The 18,939-nt window shown below is 58.5% G+C and carries 18 protein-coding genes; 5 read left to right on the forward strand and 13 right to left on the reverse strand.

The features are described from left to right. Nucleotides 1-5 precede the first annotated feature (5 nt). From CCGE525_RS33505 to CCGE525_RS33565, 13 genes are all read right to left on the reverse strand, one after another. A complete protein-coding gene (locus CCGE525_RS33505; protein WP_120708457.1) occupies nucleotides 6-251 on the reverse strand; it encodes a F0F1 ATP synthase subunit C in 246 nt (81 codons plus the stop codon). Further along, on the reverse strand, nucleotides 248-952 hold the full coding sequence (locus CCGE525_RS33510) for a F0F1 ATP synthase subunit A (protein WP_120708458.1): 705 nt from the start codon (nucleotides 950-952) through the stop codon (nucleotides 248-250). Before CCGE525_RS33510 ends, CCGE525_RS33505 begins: the two co-directional genes overlap by 4 nt. Then, on the reverse strand, nucleotides 949-1,245 hold the full coding sequence (locus CCGE525_RS33515) for an ATP synthase subunit I (protein ID WP_162950378.1): 297 nt from the start codon (nucleotides 1,243-1,245) through the stop codon (nucleotides 949-951). Before CCGE525_RS33515 ends, CCGE525_RS33510 begins: the two co-directional genes overlap by 4 nt. Then, nucleotides 1,242-1,532, reverse strand: a complete 291-nt coding sequence (locus CCGE525_RS33520) for an AtpZ/AtpI family protein (protein WP_120708460.1) — start codon at nucleotides 1,530-1,532, stop codon at nucleotides 1,242-1,244. The genes CCGE525_RS33515 and CCGE525_RS33520 overlap by 4 nt, the downstream gene beginning before the upstream one ends. Next, a complete protein-coding gene (locus CCGE525_RS33525; RefSeq protein WP_120708461.1) occupies nucleotides 1,529-1,981 on the reverse strand; it encodes a F0F1 ATP synthase subunit epsilon in 453 nt (150 codons plus the stop codon). The genes CCGE525_RS33520 and CCGE525_RS33525 overlap by 4 nt, the downstream gene beginning before the upstream one ends. Beyond that, complete coding sequence (atpD, locus tag CCGE525_RS33530; protein WP_162950379.1) at nucleotides 1,978-3,468, reverse strand: F0F1 ATP synthase subunit beta; 1,491 nt, start codon at nucleotides 3,466-3,468, stop codon at nucleotides 1,978-1,980. The genes CCGE525_RS33525 and atpD overlap by 4 nt, the downstream gene beginning before the upstream one ends. Before the next feature lie 74 nt (nucleotides 3,469-3,542). Beyond that, nucleotides 3,543-5,033, reverse strand: a complete 1,491-nt coding sequence (scpC, locus tag CCGE525_RS33535) for a succinyl-CoA:acetate CoA-transferase ScpC (RefSeq protein WP_120708463.1) — start codon at nucleotides 5,031-5,033, stop codon at nucleotides 3,543-3,545. A 212-nt stretch (nucleotides 5,034-5,245) separates the two neighbouring features. After that, nucleotides 5,246-6,511, reverse strand: coding sequence for an MgtC/SapB family protein (locus CCGE525_RS33540; protein WP_120708464.1), 1,266 nt, complete (start codon nucleotides 6,509-6,511; stop codon nucleotides 5,246-5,248). Between the two features lie 66 nt (nucleotides 6,512-6,577). Next, entirely contained in the window at nucleotides 6,578-7,699 is a 1,122-nt protein-coding gene (locus tag CCGE525_RS33545) for an ABC transporter permease (protein ID WP_120708465.1), read from the reverse strand. A 1-nt stretch (nucleotide 7,700) separates the two neighbouring features. Continuing rightward, nucleotides 7,701-10,418: a ribosome-associated ATPase/putative transporter RbbA gene (gene rbbA, locus CCGE525_RS33550; protein ID WP_120708466.1), complete on the reverse strand. Its 2,718-nt coding sequence runs from the start codon at nucleotides 10,416-10,418 to the stop codon at nucleotides 7,701-7,703. Then, nucleotides 10,415-11,449 carry an HlyD family secretion protein gene (locus CCGE525_RS33555; RefSeq protein WP_120708467.1) on the reverse strand — a complete coding sequence of 345 codons (1,035 nt, stop codon included), beginning with the start codon at nucleotides 11,447-11,449 and terminating at the stop codon, nucleotides 10,415-10,417. Before CCGE525_RS33555 ends, rbbA begins: the two co-directional genes overlap by 4 nt. 281 nt (nucleotides 11,450-11,730) lie before the next feature. Continuing rightward, a complete protein-coding gene (locus CCGE525_RS33560) occupies nucleotides 11,731-12,774 on the reverse strand; it encodes a zinc-dependent alcohol dehydrogenase family protein (RefSeq protein WP_120708468.1) in 1,044 nt (347 codons plus the stop codon). Nucleotides 12,775-13,053: 279 nt separating this feature from the next. Then, nucleotides 13,054-14,124 (reverse strand): IS110 family RNA-guided transposase, encoded by a 1,071-nt coding sequence (locus tag CCGE525_RS33565; RefSeq protein ID WP_120705994.1) that lies wholly within the window; start codon nucleotides 14,122-14,124, stop codon nucleotides 13,054-13,056. Nucleotides 14,125-14,447: 323 nt separating this feature from the next. On the opposite strand from CCGE525_RS33565, the gene CCGE525_RS33570 reads away from it, so the two are divergent. From CCGE525_RS33570 to CCGE525_RS33590, 5 genes are all read left to right on the forward strand, one after another. Beyond that, on the forward strand, nucleotides 14,448-14,936 hold the full coding sequence (locus tag CCGE525_RS33570; protein ID WP_120708469.1) for an NUDIX hydrolase: 489 nt from the start codon (nucleotides 14,448-14,450) through the stop codon (nucleotides 14,934-14,936). Nucleotides 14,937-15,250: 314 nt separating this feature from the next. After that, on the forward strand, nucleotides 15,251-15,820 hold the full coding sequence (locus tag CCGE525_RS33575; protein ID WP_162950380.1) for a TetR/AcrR family transcriptional regulator: 570 nt from the start codon (nucleotides 15,251-15,253) through the stop codon (nucleotides 15,818-15,820). 87 nt (nucleotides 15,821-15,907) lie between these two features. Further along, the gene (atpA, locus tag CCGE525_RS33580; RefSeq protein ID WP_120708471.1) at nucleotides 15,908-17,440 is read left to right on the forward strand and encodes a F0F1 ATP synthase subunit alpha; all 1,533 of its coding nucleotides are present in this window, start codon (nucleotides 15,908-15,910) and stop codon (nucleotides 17,438-17,440) included. A 263-nt stretch (nucleotides 17,441-17,703) separates the two neighbouring features. Beyond that, a complete protein-coding gene (locus CCGE525_RS39270) occupies nucleotides 17,704-18,420 on the forward strand; it encodes a host attachment protein (RefSeq protein WP_245472249.1) in 717 nt (238 codons plus the stop codon). Between the two features lie 110 nt (nucleotides 18,421-18,530). Continuing rightward, nucleotides 18,531-18,899 (forward strand): DUF3775 domain-containing protein, encoded by a 369-nt coding sequence (locus CCGE525_RS33590; RefSeq protein WP_120708774.1) that lies wholly within the window; start codon nucleotides 18,531-18,533, stop codon nucleotides 18,897-18,899. Nucleotides 18,900-18,939: the final 40 nt, after the last annotated feature.

Below are 18,939 nucleotides of genomic sequence, written 5' to 3' on the forward strand. Positions count from 1 at the left end.
CGGACCTATCCGATGAATGGATTCGCAAAGAGGACAAGCAGCGCGATCACCAGGCAATAGATCGCCATGGTTTCGATCATGGCTAGACCGACGAAAAGCGTTCGCGACAGTGTACCTGCCGCTTCCGGCTGACGGGCGATGGCGTCCATGGCGGCGGCGACCGCCCGCCCTTCAGCCAATGCCGGTCCAATTGCACCGAAGGAAACGGCGATGGCGGCTGCAACAATGCTAACAATGCCAATAAGATTCATGGGATTTCCTGTTCCTTGGGCTGGGGATCGGGGGAGGGTTGCGGACGTTCGCCAACGGCAGCGCCGATGAAGACGGTCGCAAGCACTGCGAAAATATAGGCCTGAACGGCACCGGTCAGCAGATCGAGCGCCATCAAAGGAATCGGCAACAGCAGACCGGCGAGCGACAGCACGATGCCAATTACAAAAACGCCGCTCATGACGTTGCCGAAGAGCCGAACGATCAGCGAAAAGCTGCGGGTGACCTGCTCCACCACATTGAGCGGGATCATCACCCAGCTCGGTTCGGCAAAGGTCTTGAGATAGCCTCGAAGACCCCGCGCGTTCACCCCGTAGCCGATCGTTGCCACAAAGACGATCAGCGCCAGGGCTGCGTCGGTTTCCAGATGTGCGGTTGGCGGCTCGATGCCGGGAACCAAAGACGACCAGTTCGCGATGAGCACATAGATGAAGATCGAACCGATCAACGGGCGATAAGGTCGCGGATCAACCTGCATGGTATCGCGGATCTGGCCGTCGATCGCTTCGACAATCATTTCCAACACGGCCTGGGTTTTGGACGGGACGAGCGTCAAGTTCCGCGTTGCTGCGAAACACAGCGCGGCAAGCAGGATCATGATCGCCCAGGTGACGACGACCGGTTCGGTGACCGGCAAGGGTCCCAACGAAAAAAGCGGCTCAAGCGTCAGTGGCGATTTCATCTGATGATCCTGACATGCCTCAAGACAAGGCCGCGCCCGACCAGGACGCCAACCGACGCGGCAAACAGGACCGGCGCACCAAGCTTAGCGAGACCATAGAGAACGACGAGAAGAACGGCGAAACGCAGGACATGCAGCATGACAGCCTTTGCCGAGGCCCCGCCGGTCAGAGCCTGGACGTTCCACCAGAGCGCGCCGAAATGCAGTAAGCCGAGCAGCGCGCCGAGCACAAACCCGAAAAGGATTTTTGCCGCCAAATCCAAATGAACGATATAAGTAAAAATCCCGATCATGAGCGATGCATCCATTTCCACGCGGACCAGAAACCAAAGATCGCGCCAATCATGATCAACGGCGCGGTAAAGAAGATGCCGGTGGCAAAAATGCGATCCAGCCAGCGGCCGAGGGCGAGCGCGACCAAGGTCGGAACGACGATCGTCCAGCCGAGAATGCCGATCTGGCCAAGACGCGCACCAAGCGACGGCTCGGGATTGGCATTGCCCTGTTTTTCACGTTCGGCGGCACGCCTGGCTGCCTTTGCCAGCCCGTCACCGGCTTTCGGGTCGGGAGGGAGGGTCACGGCGCATCCCCTTTTGACAGAAAGGCATCGATGTCTTTCGCACCACCTGGACGCAGGTAGCGCATCAGCTGGCGCACGGCATTGGCATGCAGGCGCGTTTGCTCCACGCGCGCGACACGGTCTGCGTCGGCAAGAGCCGCACGCATCTCTCGGACATCCGCATCCAGCACCATCAGATCATCGCCAATAATGGCTTGCCGGCAGGCAATGTTGACACGCCGACCATCAACAAGCGTCAGAACACCGCCACCCAGCGCGCAATAATGCGCTGTGCCATTGTCATCGCGCCACCGGACGACGGAAGCCCGCAGCACCGTCAGGAAATCTGTGTGGCCGGGCAGGATGCCGAAACTACCGCCCTCATCTTCGGCGCGGACAGATTGGACAGCGTCGACGTCAGCCAGAACAGCCGACGGCGTCGTGATCGTCAGGTGCAGAGCCGGGCTCATGACGCGGCCCCTCCCGTCCTCGCCGGTTTGTCGGCCGCGCGTGCAATCTCCTCCTTTTCGCGCCCCTCTTCGAGCGTTCCGATCATGTATAGCGAGCTTTCCTGCCAATCGTCGCAGCCGCCCGACAGGATGGTCTTGCACCCGGCTATGGTGTCGGCGACCTTTACTGAGCGACCGGGAACCCCGCTGAATGCTTCCGTCACGACAAAGGGCTGCGTCAGAAAGCGTTGCAGACGCCGGGCGCGTCCAACAATTTGCCTGTCTTCACTGCCGAGCTCCTCGACGCCGAGCAGCGAAATGACATCCTGAAGTTCACGATAATGCTCGATGATGCGCCGAACTTCCATCGCCACCCGGGCGTGCTCTTCGCCGACGACCAGCGGGTCAAGCAGGATCGACGAAGATGCAATCGGATCGACGGCCGGGTACATGCCTTCGGCGGCCATCGACCGCGACAGAACGACCATGCTGTCGACATGCGCGGCAATCGTCGTCACCGCCGGGTCGGTGAAATCGTCGGCCGGCACGTAGACCGCTTCGATCGCCGTGATCGAGGCATCGCCGACGGAGACAATTCTTTCCTGCAGGGCCGCGACCTCGCTCGCAAGCGTCGGCTGATAGCCCACCCGCGAGGGCAGCCGTCCCAAGAGCCCAGAGACTTCCGCCCCCGCCTGGACGAAACGAAAGACATTGTCCATCAAAAGCAGGACGTTCTGGTGACGCTCGTCGCGGAAATATTCAGCAATCGTCAGCGCGGTCATCGGCACGCGCCAGCGCGCGCCCGGCGGCTCGTTCATCTGGCCATAGACGAGGGCAGTCCGCCCCAAAACGCCCGAGCCTGTCATGTCGAGCAGCATTTCATGGCCTTCGCGCGAGCGCTCGCCGATACCGGCGAAGACGGAAATGCCCTGATAACGTTCCACCATGGCATGGATGAGCTCCATGACCAGAACCGTCTTGCCGACCCCTGCCCCGCCGAACATGGCCGCCTTGCCGCCTTGTGCCAAGGGCGCCAGAAGATCGATGACCTTGATACCTGTCGCAAAGAGATCCGAAGTTCCGGTCTGGACCGACAGTGGCGGCGGCACGCGATGGATACTCCGGCGCGGGACATCGGCCGCCAGCTCACCGGCGCCATCTCCGATGCGACCTGCAACATCCAGCAGCCTGCCCAGCACAGCGTCGCCCACCGGCACACTGACGGCGCCGTCGGCGCGCCTGACCTTGTTGCCACGTTTCAATCCCGCGGTCGCCTGCAGCGCGATCGCGCGAACCGTCTGCGGATCGACATGCGCCTGAACCTCGGCCAGCAATGGCTCACGTCCGTCCTCTTCGACGAAAAGTGCCTCCTCAATCGCCGGCAGGTCACCCTCTTTGAAGACGATATCGATCACCGCGCCGCGAATGGCGACGACTTTGCCGCTGGCAAGCTCTGCAATGTCCATGGCTGTCAGCCTCTTCGATACTTCTTTTTGACAAGAAAGCATCGGTGAAGCATTCGCGCTTTGACATTCGTCACTTGCAGGTACGTCGACCGGCAAAAGATCCTGGATAGGTTCGGCTAAGCCAGCATCCGCCCCGTTTCGCGCAATGAACTATGCCATTTGAGAGCCTCCTCGAGGAGGTGCGGCGTCTGTCCGCCCCGTGCAAGGGCTCTTCTGTAGTAATCGGACAAGGCTTCGCGGTAGGTTGGATGCACACAATTGGCGATGATTGTGGTGGCGCGTTCACGCGGCGCGAGACCACGAAGGTCTGCCAGCCCGATTTCCGTCACCAGTATGTCGACGTCGTGTTCGGTATGGTCCACATGGCTGACCATGGGCACGACCCTTGAAATCGCGCCGTTCTTTGCCGTCGATTTCGTGACGAAGATGGACATATAGGCATTGCGGGCAAAATCGCCGGAACCGCCGATACCGTTCATCATGTGGGTTCCACCGACATGGGTCGAATTGACATTGCCGTAGATGTCGAACTCCAGCGCGGTGTTGATACCGATAATCCCGAGGCGACGAATGACTTCCGGATGATTGCTGATCTCCTGCGGGCGCAGGATCAGCCGCGACTTATACGCTACGATATCCGGAATGACCTTGCGATACTTGTCCGCCGACAAGGTCATTGAGGAACCGGATGCAAATATGAGCTTTCCGGCGTCAATCAGATCGAAGGTCGAATCCTGAAGAACCTCGGAATACATTGTCAGATCGTGAAACGGCGTATCGATGAAACCATGGAGTACGGCATTTGCGATCGTGCCGATGCCGGCCTGAAGCGGCAACAGGCTTCGGCTCAGGCGCCCGAGTTTGACCTCATGCATCAGGAACTCCGCCAGATGCCCGGCAATCGCCTGCGTTTCGGCGTCCGGAGGCTGAATGGTCGAAGAACTGTCACTGTTGTGCGTGACAACAACCGCCGCGATCTTCTCTGGAAGAATCGGGATGAAAGGGACGCCGATGCGGCTGTCGGGTGCCATGACGGGAATTGCCTCGCGGCTTGGCCGGCGCGTCGGGATATAGATGTCGTGCAGCCCTTCCAATTCCTGTGGCTGCGACTGATTGATTTCGACGATCACCTTTTCCGCCAGAATAGCGAAGCTTGCCGAATTGCCGACCGATGTTGTCGGAATGATCCCGCCTTCTTCGGTGATGGCCGTCGCCTCGATCACGGCAATATCGACCGGCGCAATCTGACGGCTGCGAAGAAGTTCCACCGTCTCGGACAGATGCTGATCGATGAACATGACTTCACCGGCATTGATCGCGTTTCGCAGAACCGGATCGGACTGAAAAGGCAGACGACGGGCAAGCACATGCGCCTCGACCAGGGCCCCGTCGAGATTGTTCCCCAGCGACGCGCCGGTCATCAGTGTGATCTGCAGCGGCTCGTCCTTGGCGCGTTTCGCAAGTGCCATGGGCACAGCCTTTGCCTCGCCCGCGCGCGTAAAACCGCTCATGCCGATGGTCATTCGGTCCTTGATCAGCCGGGCAGCATCGTCCGCGCTGACAATGCGCTCGAGCAGCTCCCTGTTTCTTATGCGCTCGCGAAACATGGCGATCCTTCCTTAGGTCATGGATATCAAGAACAGGAGCGAGTTTTGCGACATGCGCAGCATCTCGGTCCCTTGGGGTGAAATGCGACAAGAAGCCCGTGCATTCTATCTCTAAGCCTAAGCGAGAGAAACGACGCCGCATTGATTTCCGTCAAATGAGCGGCGCTTCGGCGGGAGAGAGCGATGCTCCGGAATCCACCCTCAGCGGACGGTCAGGCTAATGCGCTGAACCCGAAATAGGCAGCAGCGGCGAATGCGAGTGCCGTCACCGTTGTCACGCTCAATGCTGTAGCATAGGCGCGACTTCCGAACAGGATGGCCAGCACCATCTTCATCGTCAGATTGGCGGCTGCGGCCAGAGAGATCGCGATCGTCGCAACCTCCGTCGTCAGCGCCGAGCCCGCCATGCGCGCCGTCGATAGAGTGATGGCATCAAGATCGGCAAGTCCCGAAAGCAGCGCCACGACAAAGATGGCCGACAGCCCAATCTGGTCGATCGTGAATTTCGATACAAAGCTTATGGCGCCGAGAAATGCTCCGAAGCGCAGGACCGTGAGCAATTCAAACGGATTATCCGGATTGATGTCCGTTGCCTTGTCGTCAGCTTTCGCACCCTTAAGCATCAGGAAGGTCGCCGAAAGAAAGACGAGAATAACGGGAACGAACGCGACAGCTAGTTTGGGAACGATCACAGGTGCCAATATGCCGCTGATGACCAGGGCCCGTCCGATGGACATTGCTCCGGCGATCGACGCGCCGGCAACGAGGCTGTGGGTTGCCGGAGCGTTATCGGACGATAGACGTGCAAAAGACAAGGTGACAGCGGTTGACGAAATGAACCCGCCGGCGGCGCCGCTAAAAAGGATTCCATGTTTTGGTCCGGCAATGCGGATCGCCAGATAACCGACATAGGAGATGGCGGCAATCATGATCGTCAGCAGCCAAAGCTGGAACGGATTGATGGCATTCCAGGGGTCGATCGTTCTGTCGGGCAGGAGCGGCAGCGCAACGAGCGTCATGGCAAGCAGCACGAGTGCAGCCCTTAGTTCCAGCCAGGTCAGGTTTCGCAGGAATCCATGCAGGCTGTGACGAGCAGCCAGCAGGGCGGTTACCGCGACGCCGCCAGCCGCAGCGATCGTCATGTCGGAAACCGTCGCAACGACCCCGAGGGCGAAGACGGCAAGAGCCGCTATGACGCTGGTGACGCTGTAGTCTTCCTCCCGCTCGGCCTCGTATCTGCTGAAAACGATAAATGCGATACCGAACACAGCGAACACGGCGGTCGGCAGGATCGGTCCTAGCTTGACCTGCAGGAAACCCGCCAAGCCGCCGAGAAAGCCGGACAGACCGAAGGTGCGAATACCGGCCGTTCTTTTACCTGGTGCCGTCTCGCGCTCCTGCCAGCCGCGCTCGACCCCGACCAGGATGCCGATGGCAAGAGCGAGACTGAGACGCTGAAACGCTTCGATGATATCCATTTTATGACAATAATGACGAGTGACCGCCCAAGCAATCTGGACAGCCAGATTCCACTGTCAGATGCTTCATTGACTGCTGAGAAGTGACTTGCGAAAACGTAACGTGGCCATGGCGAAGAACGCCGCTCCGATACCGAAAAGCGCCAGCATTTGCGGCCACATGATCGCAAATCCGGCTCCCCGATAAAGCACGGCCTGCGATAAAGCGACGAAATGTGTCGATGGCGAAAGCTGCATCACATTCTGCAACCAGCCGGGCATGCTCTCCATGGGTGTCGTGCTTCCGGACAAAAGGTTCATAATGATGAGAACCGGCATCACGATCAGTCCGAACTGCGCCATCGAGGTCGAAACGGTGGCAATCAAGATGCCGAGTGACGTCACCGAAAACTGATAGACAACGGCCGCGGCTACAAAAAGGCCAATAGATCCCGCGACAGGCACACCGAGCAGGCGCTCCACGACGACGATGAGCGATAAGATCGCCGCGACGACGATGACGAGACCATTCGCCCATATTTTTGCGAGCATGATCTCGATCGGGCTGACAGGCATGACGAGCAGGTGCTCGATCGTTCCGTGTTCACGCTCGCGGATCAGCGCCGCGCCCGTCAGAATAATTGAGAGCATGGTGATATTGTTGATCACCTGCATCACGGCTGTGAACCATTCAGATTTGAGGTTGGGGTTGAACTTCGCCCGTACGACAAGATTGATCGGTTGTGTCTGATCGGCACCAGGCACCGCAGTCAGCACCTCCTGCAGGATGATATTCTGGATATAGGAGGCTCCGTTGCCGGCCTGCGACATCGCGGTCGCGTCGACATCGATCTGGACCGACGGATGGCGCCCGGCAATCACGTCCTGCTCGAATTTGGGCGGTATCTCGACAACAAAAACGAAGCGGCCAGCGTCCATTACAGCATCGATCTCGTCGGCATCGATCAATTCCGGAGTCTTGAAAAAGGGCTGCAGCAAAGCATCGCGCAATCGTGCCGATAGCATCGAACGGTCCTCATCGACGATCGCCACCGCAGCGTTCTCGACCTCGAATTTCGCACCCGATGCCACAGCATAGATGGCGAAGGTAAACGTGTAGACGATCAGCACGACCAGGACGGGATCCGCCTTGAGGCTGTAGAGCTCCTTGATGCCGAGGCGAAGGATCCGGGAAAGACGGGCAATCATATCACGCACCCCTCTTTCGCAGCGAAATGATCGCAGCCGCGATAAAGCCAAGTCCAAAGAGGCCGATCACCAGCATATCGAGCCAGAGATCGGCAAAACCGAGCCCCTTTGCAACGACGCCGACGCTGACCGGCTGATACCATGCCGACGGGAAGGCAAGCCCCATCAGTCGCGCGCCCCCCGAAAGCGAGGAGACCGGGACGAGCAGCCCGGAAAAATTCACTGCCGGAATAATGGCGATGATGGCGGTTGCAAAAATCGCCGCGACCTGACTGCGGACAAAGCTCGATATGAACAGGCCGAAGCCGGTCGTAGCGAAAACATAGAGCAGCGACCCGACAGCGAAGGTCAGAAGGGAGCCTTTAATCGGCACTCCGAAGACGAAACGAGTCATCAGCGCCAGAAGAATGAAACTCAGGAAGGCGATCGCGACGTAAGGTAACTGCTTGCCAAGCAGGAATTCCACCTTCGTGACGGGCGTCGACTGGAAGTTGGCGATAGATCCGGTCTCTTTCTCCTTGACGACGCCAAGCGCCGTCATGATGGCGGGAATGAGCACCAGCATGAGCACGATGACACTTGGCACAATGGCATTGGCGCTTTTGAAGGCCTGATTGTAACGAAAGCGGCTTTCAATATCGATCGGATAGGTCGATGTCGCGCGACCGCTTTGGCGGGCGGCATTATCCGTCACGTAGCTCGTGGCGAGTCCCGAGACATAGCCGCGCGCCGTCTCTGCTCGGAACGGCATGGCGCCGTCCAGCCAGACCGAAACTTCCGGGCGGGTCTGACGTAGGAGATCCTTGCCGAAATCGGTCGGAATCTCAATCGCCAGCTTCAATTCGCCGCTTTTGAGACGAGTCTCGAGGTCATCGATGGAAGACACTGGCGGTTGCTCATCAAAATAGCGCGAACCCTGGAAGCTCTCCAGAAGTTGCCTGCTTTGAGCCGACTGATCCTGATCAAAGACCGCAAAGGGCAGACGCTCCACGTCGAAGGAGATGCCGTAACCGAAGGTCAGGAGGAGGATTGCGGGACCTAGAAATGCGAAGGCCAGACGCGTGGGGTCGCGGCGTATTTCCAGGGTCTCGCGCCACGCATAGGCCCACAAGCGGCGGAGATCGAAGATGCCGGGCCTTGAGACGTCGGCAGCCTTCGCCGCAGCTGCAATTGCCGGCGTGTCGTCCCGTCCCGTCCCCGCCTCGGTGAGCACGTCGATGAACACATCCTCCAGAGCCTCGCGACCACGCTGCTTCTTCAGCTCCGCAGGACTGCCGACGGCGAGCACCTTGCCCTCATGCATCATGGAAATACGATCGCAACGCTCGGCTTCGTTCATGAAATGCGTGGACAGGAAGATCGTTACACCATCCTTGCGTGACAGGGTCAGGAGCGAACGCCAGAAACTGTCGCGAGCAACCGGATCGACCCCGGATGTCGGTTCGTCCAGGATTAATATCTCTGGCCGATGGATGACCGCCGTCGCCAATTGCAGGCGCTGTCGCATGCCGAGCGGCAGGCTCTCTGGGCGACTATCGGCGACGGCTGCAAGTTCGAAGTCGGCAAGCATTTCGTCGACTCGAGCTGTCACCCGCTCCGGCGAAAGGCCGAACAACTGTGCATGCAGGACCAGGTTCTGGCGAACCGAGAGTTCGCCATAAAGAGAAAATGCTTGAGACATGTAGCCGACACGGCGGCGGGTTTCCAAATCTCCGGCTTTGAGCAGCTGACCGAAGAGACGCGCCTCCCCTTCGCTCGCGGGAAGCAAACCCGTCAGCATCTTCATGGTGGTACTTTTGCCACTGCCATTCGAGCCGAGAAAACCGAAGATCTCGCCCTTTCCGATACGAAAACTCACGTGATCGACCGCCGTGAAGTCACCAAAGCGTCTGGTAAGACCCTCAGCCTCTATCGCGGGTACGCCATCTCCCACAGGGCGCGGGATAGCGACAGGTGGCACATCGGCTCTGCGCATCTCCTCCGGCAAGAGTGCAACAAAGGCGCCTTCCAGGGAGGATTGTCCTGTGCTCCGCTTGATCTCCGCGGGGCTCCCGGTCGCGATGATCCGGCCGGCGTACATAGCAGTAAGCCAATCGAAACGTTCGGCTTCTTCCATGTAGGCGGTGGCGACGATGACGCTCATTCCCGGCCGCCTGGCCCGCATGAGTGCGATCAACTCCCAGAATTGCCGACGCGACAGCGGGTCGATGCCCGTCGTCGGCTCATCGAGAATAAGAATATCCGGATCATGAATAAGAGCAGCGCAAATACCGAGCTTCTGCTTCATGCCGCCTGACAGCTTGCCGGCGGGGCGATCCCGAAACTGGGCAAGCCCGGTGATTTTCAGCAGTTCGTCCATGTGTTCCCGGCGCTCATTGCGATCCATTGCAAAGAGGCGGCCGAAGAAATCGAGATTTTCCGCAACGCTCAGCGTTGGATAAAGATTGCGGCCGAGACCCTGGGGCATATAGGCAATGCGGGCACCGACGAGACGGCGCTGATGCACATCGGACAGGTCGCCGTCGAGGACGTGGATGTTCCCCTCTTGCAGCCTTGTTACACCGGCAGCGAGCGCGAGCAGCGTCGACTTTCCAACGCCGTCCGGGCCAATGACGCCTGCCATGCAGCCGGCCGGAATAACGAGGTCGACCCGGTCGAGCGCCAGTTTTTTTCCATAGCTATGTGTGACGCCGGCGAGGCGGACAACGGCGCCCATCATTGGGGCAACTTCACGGCAAGTTGCGGCGGCCAGGCTGTGGCGGGATCGGTGCGCACGTAACCCACGCCGCGAACCCCCGTCTTCACCCGCGTTTCGTACTGTTTCAGCAAATCGGAGGCGATACGAAGTTTGACACGGAACATCAGTTTCTCGCGTTCGTCCTCGGTCTCGACCGTTTTCGGCGTGAACTGCGCCTCCGCGGCGACGAAGGAGATGGTCGCGGGCACGACATAGTCGGGTGCTGGATCGAGAATAATGCGTGCCTCATCGCCAAAAGCGAGGCGCCCAGCGACCCGTGCCGGCAGAAAAACCGTCATGTAGACATCAGACAGATCAAGCAGCGTCGCCACCGGCGCCCCGGCTGCCACCACTTCGCCCGACTGCACCAGCTTGTATTCGACGCGCCCTCGCCTGGGTGCCTTTAAGATTGCATCGTCGAGCTGCGAGCGGATGCGCGCCACGTCGGCGCGGGCGGCATCAAGGGCAGCTTGAGCCTCGTCGCGGCTTGCAAGCGCGGCACGAGAGGCGGCCTCGGCAACGGCGAGCTGGCTGCGACGCAGGTCGAGTTGTTGCCGTGTGCCGCTGCCGGTGGCGCTGAGATCAGAGGCTCGGTCGAGTTCCTGATGCGCGAGCGTGAGTTCGCTCCCACGCTGTGCGATGGTTGCCTCCGCGCTCGCCACGCCGGTTTCGGAACGCCGAACTTCCGCCTCCGCACCCGAAAGCTGCGCGTCGAGATCGGACGTGTCCATGCGCGCAATGACAGCGCCGGCATCGACTATTTGTCCCTCCTCGACAAGAACATCGGCGACACGACCAGCGAATTTCGCGGAAACCAGAATCTGCTGCGCCTCGATGCGGCCGTTCGACGCCGCAATGCCGGCCGGCTGTTCGCTGCCGCGCAACTTGTTCCAGAGCTCTTGCACGTGATCGCTCAACGTCGTTGCGTCGCGCGCAACGGCGTCGTGACTTCCTGCATTTAGGCTCAGGATCGCAACTGCGGCGAAAAGAAGAGGGACATGGGATTTGTACAAGAACCGGCTCCCGAAGAACGAATTGAATGGCTGCTGCCGGCGTGGCGAACCACTCCGGCGCTGCGTTCACTATTCGCAGGTGGGGGTTCCTCATCATTGATGTAGGTCATGTGCAGAGCGCAAACCTCGCCGTCACTCGAAGCATCATTCGATCCGACGGATGAAATGGAGATTTTCCACCCTCCGAGGGGAAACTTCGGTCGGCGGGAAACGACAGAAAAGCCGAGGGCTTTTACGTCCCTCGGCCAATCTTTCAGCCAATTTGTCAGATCTCGTTTTATTTATGCGTGCGCTTCAATGATCACCTTGAGGGCCTGCGTACCAGCGGCATTACCGAAGGTCTCATAGGCCTCCAGGATCTGATCCAGCCCAAAGCGGTGTGTGATGAGTTGCTTCGGGTTGATCTTTCCCGATTGCACCGTCTTCAGGAGCATCGGCGTTGTGACCGTATCCACCAGCCGTGTCGTGATCGCGATGTTCTGGGACCAGAGCCGCTCCAGATGCAGATCGACCTTTGCGCCGTGCACGCCGACATTGGCGATCGTCCCACCCGGCGCGACGATATCCTGGCAGACCTGGAATGTCGCCGGAATGCCGACGGCCTCGATCGCGGCGTCGACACCGCGCCCTTCCGTCAATGCCATCACCTGCTGCGCAGCCGCTTCACCACTGCCGCTGACAGTCTTGGTGGCGCCGAATTGCTTGGCGACCTCAAGCCGGTGGTCGTCGAGATCGATCATGATTATCTCTGCCGGTGAATAGAACTGTGCCGTGAGAAGTGCCGCCAACCCCACCGGTCCGGCACCGACGATGGCGACGGATCCGCCCGGTTGAACCTTGCCATTAAGAACGCCGCACTCGAAACCTGTCGGCAGGATATCGCTCAGCATCACCAGCGCTTCCTCGTCCGCGCCCTGCGGAATGGGATAGAGGCTGGTATCGGCATGCGGGATGCGGACGTATTCGGCCTGCGTTCCATCGATCGTGTTGCCGAGAATCCAACCGCCGGTGGTGCAATGGGAATACATACCCTTCCGGCAATATTCACATTTCCCACATGAGGAAATGCAAGAAATCAGTACATGATCGCCCTTCTTGAACTGCGTGACTGCATCGCCCGTTTGCTCCACGATGCCGACGCCTTCATGCCCCAGAATTCGACCCGGGGTGCAAGTGGGCACGTCGCCCTTGAGAATATGAAGGTCAGTGCCGCAAATGGTCGTGCGCGTGACTTTGACGATGGCATCAGTCGCCGTGCTGATCTCAGGCATTGGGCGCTCCTCGAGCACTTTTTGCCCCGGACCCAAGTAAACGAGAGCTTTCATGATGGTTCTCCAATGAAAGAACACAAGGACAAAAAACGCTTGTTTTGCGTGGCTTTCCCTGGGTTCGGTTATGACTTGATCGGTGTTTTGGCCGATCGGCTAAATCTTCCGCGTTCGCTGGACGGGGCTTTGCCGCCCTGCGGTCTTGAACCATTCTCCAATTCGTGACCCTAACGCCGATCGGCTTTTCGGCTTCGGTCACAGAGTGGCGTTCGGCTCCCGGCTTCCCATTCTCCTGAAAGAGCGCAGCCCAGCCTTGCCGGGCTCGCTAAACCGTCATCAGGACAGCCGGGATGTCGTCGACGATGCACCTTCCTCACTGTTTGCGCCGCGCCGCTCGTAGGGGCGCTGGTCACGCAGGATCTGGAAGGCGATCGTCAAAAGTTTGCGCGCCATCGCGACGCGCGCTTTATTCGTTCCTCGGAACTTCAGATGTTCGTACTGAGCCCGAAGCTGCGGGTCGGTGGCGACGGCCGGCGCGACCGCCTCGACAAAAGCCCAGCGCAACCACTTGTTGCCCTGCTTGATGATCTTACCGTGATAGGTCTTGCCGCCGGAGGAATAGGTCGAGGGCACCAGGCCGGCATAGGCGGCAAGCTTCTTCGGGTTGCGGAAGCGGGAGATGTCGTCGATCTCGGCGTCGATCAGCCGGGCGAAGAACTCCCCAATACCGGGGATGGTCTTGAGCAGCTTCACATTGCTGTTGGTCTTCGTCATCGCTCGGATCGTCGCTTCAGACTGTTTGATCCGCCCGTCGATGTCGCCGATGAACTCCAGCCCCCGGTTGATCTGAATGCGGTCGATCTCCGACACATTGAGCGCGGCAAGTTGCTGACGCCCGGCCTTGCCGAACAGGTCGCCCAGCTTCTTCAGCTGGGCTATCTGCTCCGGGTAACGGTCGAACACCGTGACGATGCGGTTCTTGGTCATCGTCCGCAACCGCACGTAAAACATCCGCTCACGCAGCGCCACGCGAAGCTCCCGTGATTTCTCGCTCGGCGCCCAGGCTTCCGGCACCAGGTCGGCGCGCAGCAGGTGCGCCAGCACCGTCGCGTCGATCTTGTCCGTCTTGATCTTCGCATCGGCGATCGCCTTCACCTTCAGCGGATGCGCCAGGACAACATCGTCGCAGATATCGTCGAGCCAGTCATACATCACCATCCAGTTACGGGTGGCTTCCACCACCGCATGGCTGTTCTCCCGATACCGCTCCAGGAACGAGCCGAGCGACTGACGATCGTTCTTCACTCGACCGGATCGCAACGTCTTCCCCGCCCCATCCTGCACGACCAGGTGGCTGTAGCTTTTGTGGTAATCCACCCCAATGTGATAATCATAAGGTGCAGTCACGCTTTGCTCTCCTTCACTGAGTTCGCGAAAACCCACCAAAGGTAAGCCAAACGGCGCAAAGCGTGACTGTCCTAAGATCATCTGCATCTCAGAAATCCGTTCTCTCGATGGGAGCGGCCTCTTTCATGCCACCTCCTGTGATGGCCGCTCTTTTATCGATGTTGGTTGCACGTTAGGATGCGGCGGGCTGAGGATCATTGATGTGAGTCAAAGCTAATCTTGACGTGTTTGCTTCCGCCCTGCATTCAATCGCTGTTTGAGCGGCCGGACGACCAAGCCTCGAGAAAGGCAGTAGTCCCCTCCATCCGCAGGAGCGATCATTCATGAAGAAGAGCGCCGGCATCCTGATGTACAGAAGGGTGGAGAGCGAGGTCCTCGTGTTACTCGTTCATCCCGGCGGTCCCTTCTGGCGCAAGCGTGACGAAGGAGCATGGTCCATTCCCAAAGGCGAATATCAAGAGGACGAACCGGCCGAGACGGCCGCCCTGCGCGAATTCGCCGAGGAGATGGGCAGTGTCCCCGAGGGTAAGCTGCAGCCGTTGGGCGAACTGCGTCAGAAGGGCGGAAAACACGTGACCGGCTTCGCCCTCGAAGGCGAATTCGACACGTCTGCGCTCGCCAGCAATCTGTTCGAAATCGAATGGCCGCCTAGGAGCGGGCGCCTTCAATCATTCCCCGAGGTTGACCGCGCCGAATGGTTTGCCCTTTCCGACGCCCGCCGGAAGATCATCGACGGCCAACTTCCCTTTTTGGAGCGTCTCCAAACTCTTTATCTTCCAACCATACAAGACACCAATACCCCCGCAGACTGAAGATCATGCTGTCTCCCTGCGACGGCAACGAGCCGATGCCCACCTCCTTGAAAAACTCGTCGACGGCAGAAGTGCGTGAGCTATAGTTGGTCTCTGGAGTGCCATTCCCATTGATATTGCGTTTTCGGTCTTATGTAGCAAATGCCACCAATGACAACTTTCGGCCCCACGCGGTAATCGGCGCGTGCCTGACCAAACTCCTTCCGTCTTCAGAACGACTTGACACTCAATATCGCTACAATTAAAAACCATCCGGATGTTAATTAATTGGTGGTGAGATGGCGAGGCCTCGGAAGATCGATCAAAATGTAATTTTGGATGCAGCGGAGTCGGTCGTTCGTAAGGCAGGGCCGACTCGTCTTACGCTTGATGCTGTCGCAGCGGAAGCAGGGGTAAGCAAGGCCAGCGTCATCTACGACTACAAGACCAAGGAAGCGCTCATCAAAGCGATTGTGCGCCGTAGAACCCTGGAAGAGGACGGCAAGCATAGAGCTGCCCTTGAGAAGGTGGGGCACACCGAAAACGCGCATATGATGGCCCGCCTTGCCGTGGCTGGAGAGGATGCGTCGGAGGAAGATAAGAGTGTTATCCCCTACCTCTGCGCGGCTTTCGTTCAGGATGACCAACTCCGTATGTCGTTGCAGGAAAGCTATCTGAGCCAGATCGAAACGATCCTTCAAGCCTCCCCCAACCCGAAGAGGGCGCTGCTATCTTTCCTTGCGCTTGAGGGCCTGAAAAGCCTGGAGTTCCTTGTGCTGCTGCAGTGGCCAGACGAACAGCGGAAAGACATCATCAAGGACATCACCGACCTTCTTTGCGAGAGGGACACTGGCATCCGCGAGCCCGTCCATCCGCCGATCGCAGGTAAGCTGACAACCGACTAACTCACTCGACATTCCCCAAAACTTCAGCGGCTCGATGGGCAACGGTGTCCATCGAACCCTTCAACGCGCCTATAGAAAGCTACGATCATGACCATCCGCGCCTCGGAAATATCTGCCGTCCTTAAAGAGCAGATCAAAAACTTTGGCCAAACCGCAGAAGTATCAGAAGTCGGTAAAGTCCTGACGGTTGGTGACGGCGTTGTCCGTGTTCACGGTCTCGACAACGTGATGGCGGGCGAGATGATCGAGTTCCCCAAGGCCCAACTTATGGGTATGGCACTCAACCTTGAAGACGATAACGTTGGTGTTGTGATCTTTGGCGGCGACCGCAACATCATGGAAGGCGATATCGTCAAGCGGACAGGCAAGATTGTGGATGTCCCTGTTGGTCCCAACCTCCTTGGCCGCGTGGTCGATGCCCTCGGCAATCCGATTGATGGCAAGGGACCGATTGAAGCCGCCGAGCGGCGGCGCGTGGACGTGAAGGCTCCTGGCATCATTCCACGGAAGTCAGTCCATGAGCCGATGCAGACTGGGATCAAGGTCATTGACTCACTTGTCCCAATTGGCCGTGGTCAGCGGCAGCTTATCATCGGCGATCGCCAGACAGGCAAGACCGCGATCATCTTAGACACCTTCCTCAATCAAAAGCCGATCCATGATAATGGCCCCGAGAACGACAAGCTCTACTGCATCTATGTAGCTATCGGCCAGAAGCGTTCGACTCTCGCTCAATTCGTGAAAGTTCTCGAAGATCGTGGTGCCTTGCCATATTCAATCATTGTTGCTGCAACAGCTTCGGAAGCAGCTCCGCTCCAATACCTGGCTCCATTCTCAGGATGCGCAATGGGCGAGTGGTTCCGCGACAATGGCAAGCACGCCTTGATTGCATATGACGACCTGACGAAACAAGCGTTCGCGCACCGGCAGATGTCGCTGCTTCTGCGCCGCCCTCCTGGTCGTGAGGCTTTCCCTGGTGACGTATTCTACCTCCATTCGCGATTGCTGGAACGTGCGGCAAAGCTCAATGATGCGCACGGGGGCGGTTCACTCACAGCTCTCCCTGTGGTCGAGACACAGGCTGGCGACGGGGCCGCTTACATCCCTACCAACGTCATTTCGATCACAGATGGTCAGATTTATCTTGAAACCGACCTATTCTTCCAAGGTATCCGGCCCGCCCTCAACGTTGGTCTGTCGGTGTCGCGCGTCGGGTCAGCAGCCCAGACCAAAGGAATGAAGCAGGTTGCTGGATCGGTGAAGGGCGAGCTTGCACAGTATCGCGAAGTTCAAGCGTTCTCGCAGTTTAGCTCCGATCTCGACGCGTCAACGCAACGCCTCATCAATCGCGGGGAACGCCTGACAGAAATGTTCAAGCAAGCGCAATATTCTCCCCTAAGTACCGAGGAGCAGATCGCCATCGTCTTCGCCGGAACAAACGGCTATCTCGACAAACTCACGAAGGATCGCGTGGGCAGGTTTGAACAAGGCCTATTGGCGCACATGCGAAGCGCTGGAAAGGAAGTGCTGGAGACCATTCGCATCGAGAGAGCTTTGTCTAAGGAAACATTGGCAAATTTGAAAGTCCGAGTGGAAGCGTTCTCGAAAACCTTTGTATAGGTACAGGTTGATGATCACTGGCGTTACCCTCCGGCGTCCCTTCCCTCTCAGATCGGAGTGACCGCTTCTGGCGCGAAGGTGTCATGAAGGAACGCCCACGATTGGTGGCAGTTGCTGCCGAATTCCGCGCGTTTGTCTTCTCGGTGATCGGCGGCGTCGGGTTCCGCCGAACGTGTGACCGTTTCGAAATTTGATCCTGCTCAATGTCCTGCGGTCGCCGTTGTCTACGATGGGTCATCATCGTTGGACGTTGGGAAAGTGCCATGACACATCTATTTGTTAACGAGCGGATTGCAGCATTGGTCGCAACCTGGCTGGCGATATCCCCCTGGGGGTGCTCGGTTTCGGCAAGGTTCCGCTCACCTCAATCAATGCGATCGCATGCGGCGTCCTGGTATTCAGCTGCTCGGCATGGATCGTCGCTCAGCGTGAGCAGCAGCCGGTACGCGTGCGGTCGCGCCGCTGATCCACCAACGTTGTTTCCCGCCGCGGGCTCGCTCGCGGCAATACCTTTCAAAATCGAAATCGGGAATGGTAAAATGCAAAAGGTGAGAATTCCGAGAGAAAGTTGGGTACTGGTCTGTGACGGTGTTAAGGCTCTGTTTCTGCGCAATGACGGAGACGCCGAACTCCTTAACCTGATCCCGGTCGAAGTTTACGGTGATGAAACAGCCTCTCAGGCATCCGCTTCGGATCGCCAAGGCAGGGTTTATCAATCGCAGGGTCGGTCTCGTTCGGTCCATGATTTGGATTTGAAGCAGCGAGCAGAAGAGGCGTTCGTTGGCGATGTCGCCCGCAGGCTTGATGAACTGGTGCGCGATCACGAGATCCGGCATTTGACTGTCATCGCTGCGCCGAAAGCCCTGGGCGCCCTTCGCGAGCAAGCCTCCTCAGCCGTGCACGCCGCTATCAGGGGAGAAATTGCAAAGGACTTCACCATGTTGCCCATTCCGGAAATTGAAGAAAGGTTGGCAGGTTGATCCGCCCGAAGACGAAGACAGCTTCGAGGGTAAAGACCTTTCCCATACGGAGCGAAACGACGAGCGAGGCCTGGAAGCCAACCATCTCGCCTGAGAAGGTTCGCTACTTCATGCTCAAGGCCAGGGAGTTCGATGTAAAGGACGTCGTGACCGAACCCAATCCAGGATCAAATCCGTCCGACGACAACATGATCGAGGTCTTGGAGGATCATGGCGATGATCCCGTCGAGATGGAGCTTGCAAGTGCGATCTGGGCGCTAAACGAAGACGAACAAATCGATCTTGTTGCACTCGCATGGCTCGGGCGGGGAGACGGCGGCATCGACGAGTGGGATGACCTCCGCGCCCAAGCAGCGGACGCTCATAACAATCGGACGGCAGCCTATCTTCTCGGCCTGCCGCTCCTGCCTGACTATCTGGAAGATGCACTGGATCAGTTCGGCGAGACCTCCACCGACTACGAGGCAAGCCGCCAGTAAAGCGTAATTGTCCCTCAAGACGATCCGGGTTGCTCTGATC

Source organism: Rhizobium jaguaris (assembly GCF_003627755.1).
Taxonomy (GTDB): Bacteria; Pseudomonadota; Alphaproteobacteria; order Rhizobiales; family Rhizobiaceae; genus Rhizobium; species Rhizobium jaguaris.

Coding starts and splice junctions, on each gene's coding strand:
- CCGE525_RS33540 (WP_120708464.1), bottom strand. CDS start 6,511: ATGGATATCATCGAAGCGTTTCAGCGTCTCAGTCTCGCTCTTGCCATC.
- CCGE525_RS33590 (WP_120708774.1), top strand. CDS start 18,531: ATGCTCAAGGCCAGGGAGTTCGATGTAAAGGACGTCGTGACCGAACCC.
- atpA (WP_120708471.1), top strand. CDS start 15,908: ATGACCATCCGCGCCTCGGAAATATCTGCCGTCCTTAAAGAGCAGATC.
- CCGE525_RS33505 (WP_120708457.1), bottom strand. CDS start 251: ATGAATCTTATTGGCATTGTTAGCATTGTTGCAGCCGCCATCGCCGTT.
- CCGE525_RS39270 (WP_245472249.1), top strand. CDS start 17,704: ATGACACATCTATTTGTTAACGAGCGGATTGCAGCATTGGTCGCAACC.
- rbbA (WP_120708466.1), bottom strand. CDS start 10,418: ATGATGGGCGCCGTTGTCCGCCTCGCCGGCGTCACACATAGCTATGGA.
- CCGE525_RS33510 (WP_120708458.1), bottom strand. CDS start 952: ATGAAATCGCCACTGACGCTTGAGCCGCTTTTTTCGTTGGGACCCTTG.
- CCGE525_RS33525 (WP_120708461.1), bottom strand. CDS start 1,981: ATGAGCCCGGCTCTGCACCTGACGATCACGACGCCGTCGGCTGTTCTG.
- CCGE525_RS33545 (WP_120708465.1), bottom strand. CDS start 7,699: ATGATTGCCCGTCTTTCCCGGATCCTTCGCCTCGGCATCAAGGAGCTC.
- CCGE525_RS33515 (WP_162950378.1), bottom strand. CDS start 1,245: ATGATCGGGATTTTTACTTATATCGTTCATTTGGATTTGGCGGCAAAA.
- CCGE525_RS33560 (WP_120708468.1), bottom strand. CDS start 12,774: ATGAAAGCTCTCGTTTACTTGGGTCCGGGGCAAAAAGTGCTCGAGGAG.
- atpD (WP_162950379.1), bottom strand. CDS start 3,468: ATGCTTTCTTGTCAAAAAGAAGTATCGAAGAGGCTGACAGCCATGGAC.
- CCGE525_RS33570 (WP_120708469.1), top strand. CDS start 14,448: ATGAAGAAGAGCGCCGGCATCCTGATGTACAGAAGGGTGGAGAGCGAG.
- scpC (WP_120708463.1), bottom strand. CDS start 5,033: ATGTTTCGCGAGCGCATAAGAAACAGGGAGCTGCTCGAGCGCATTGTC.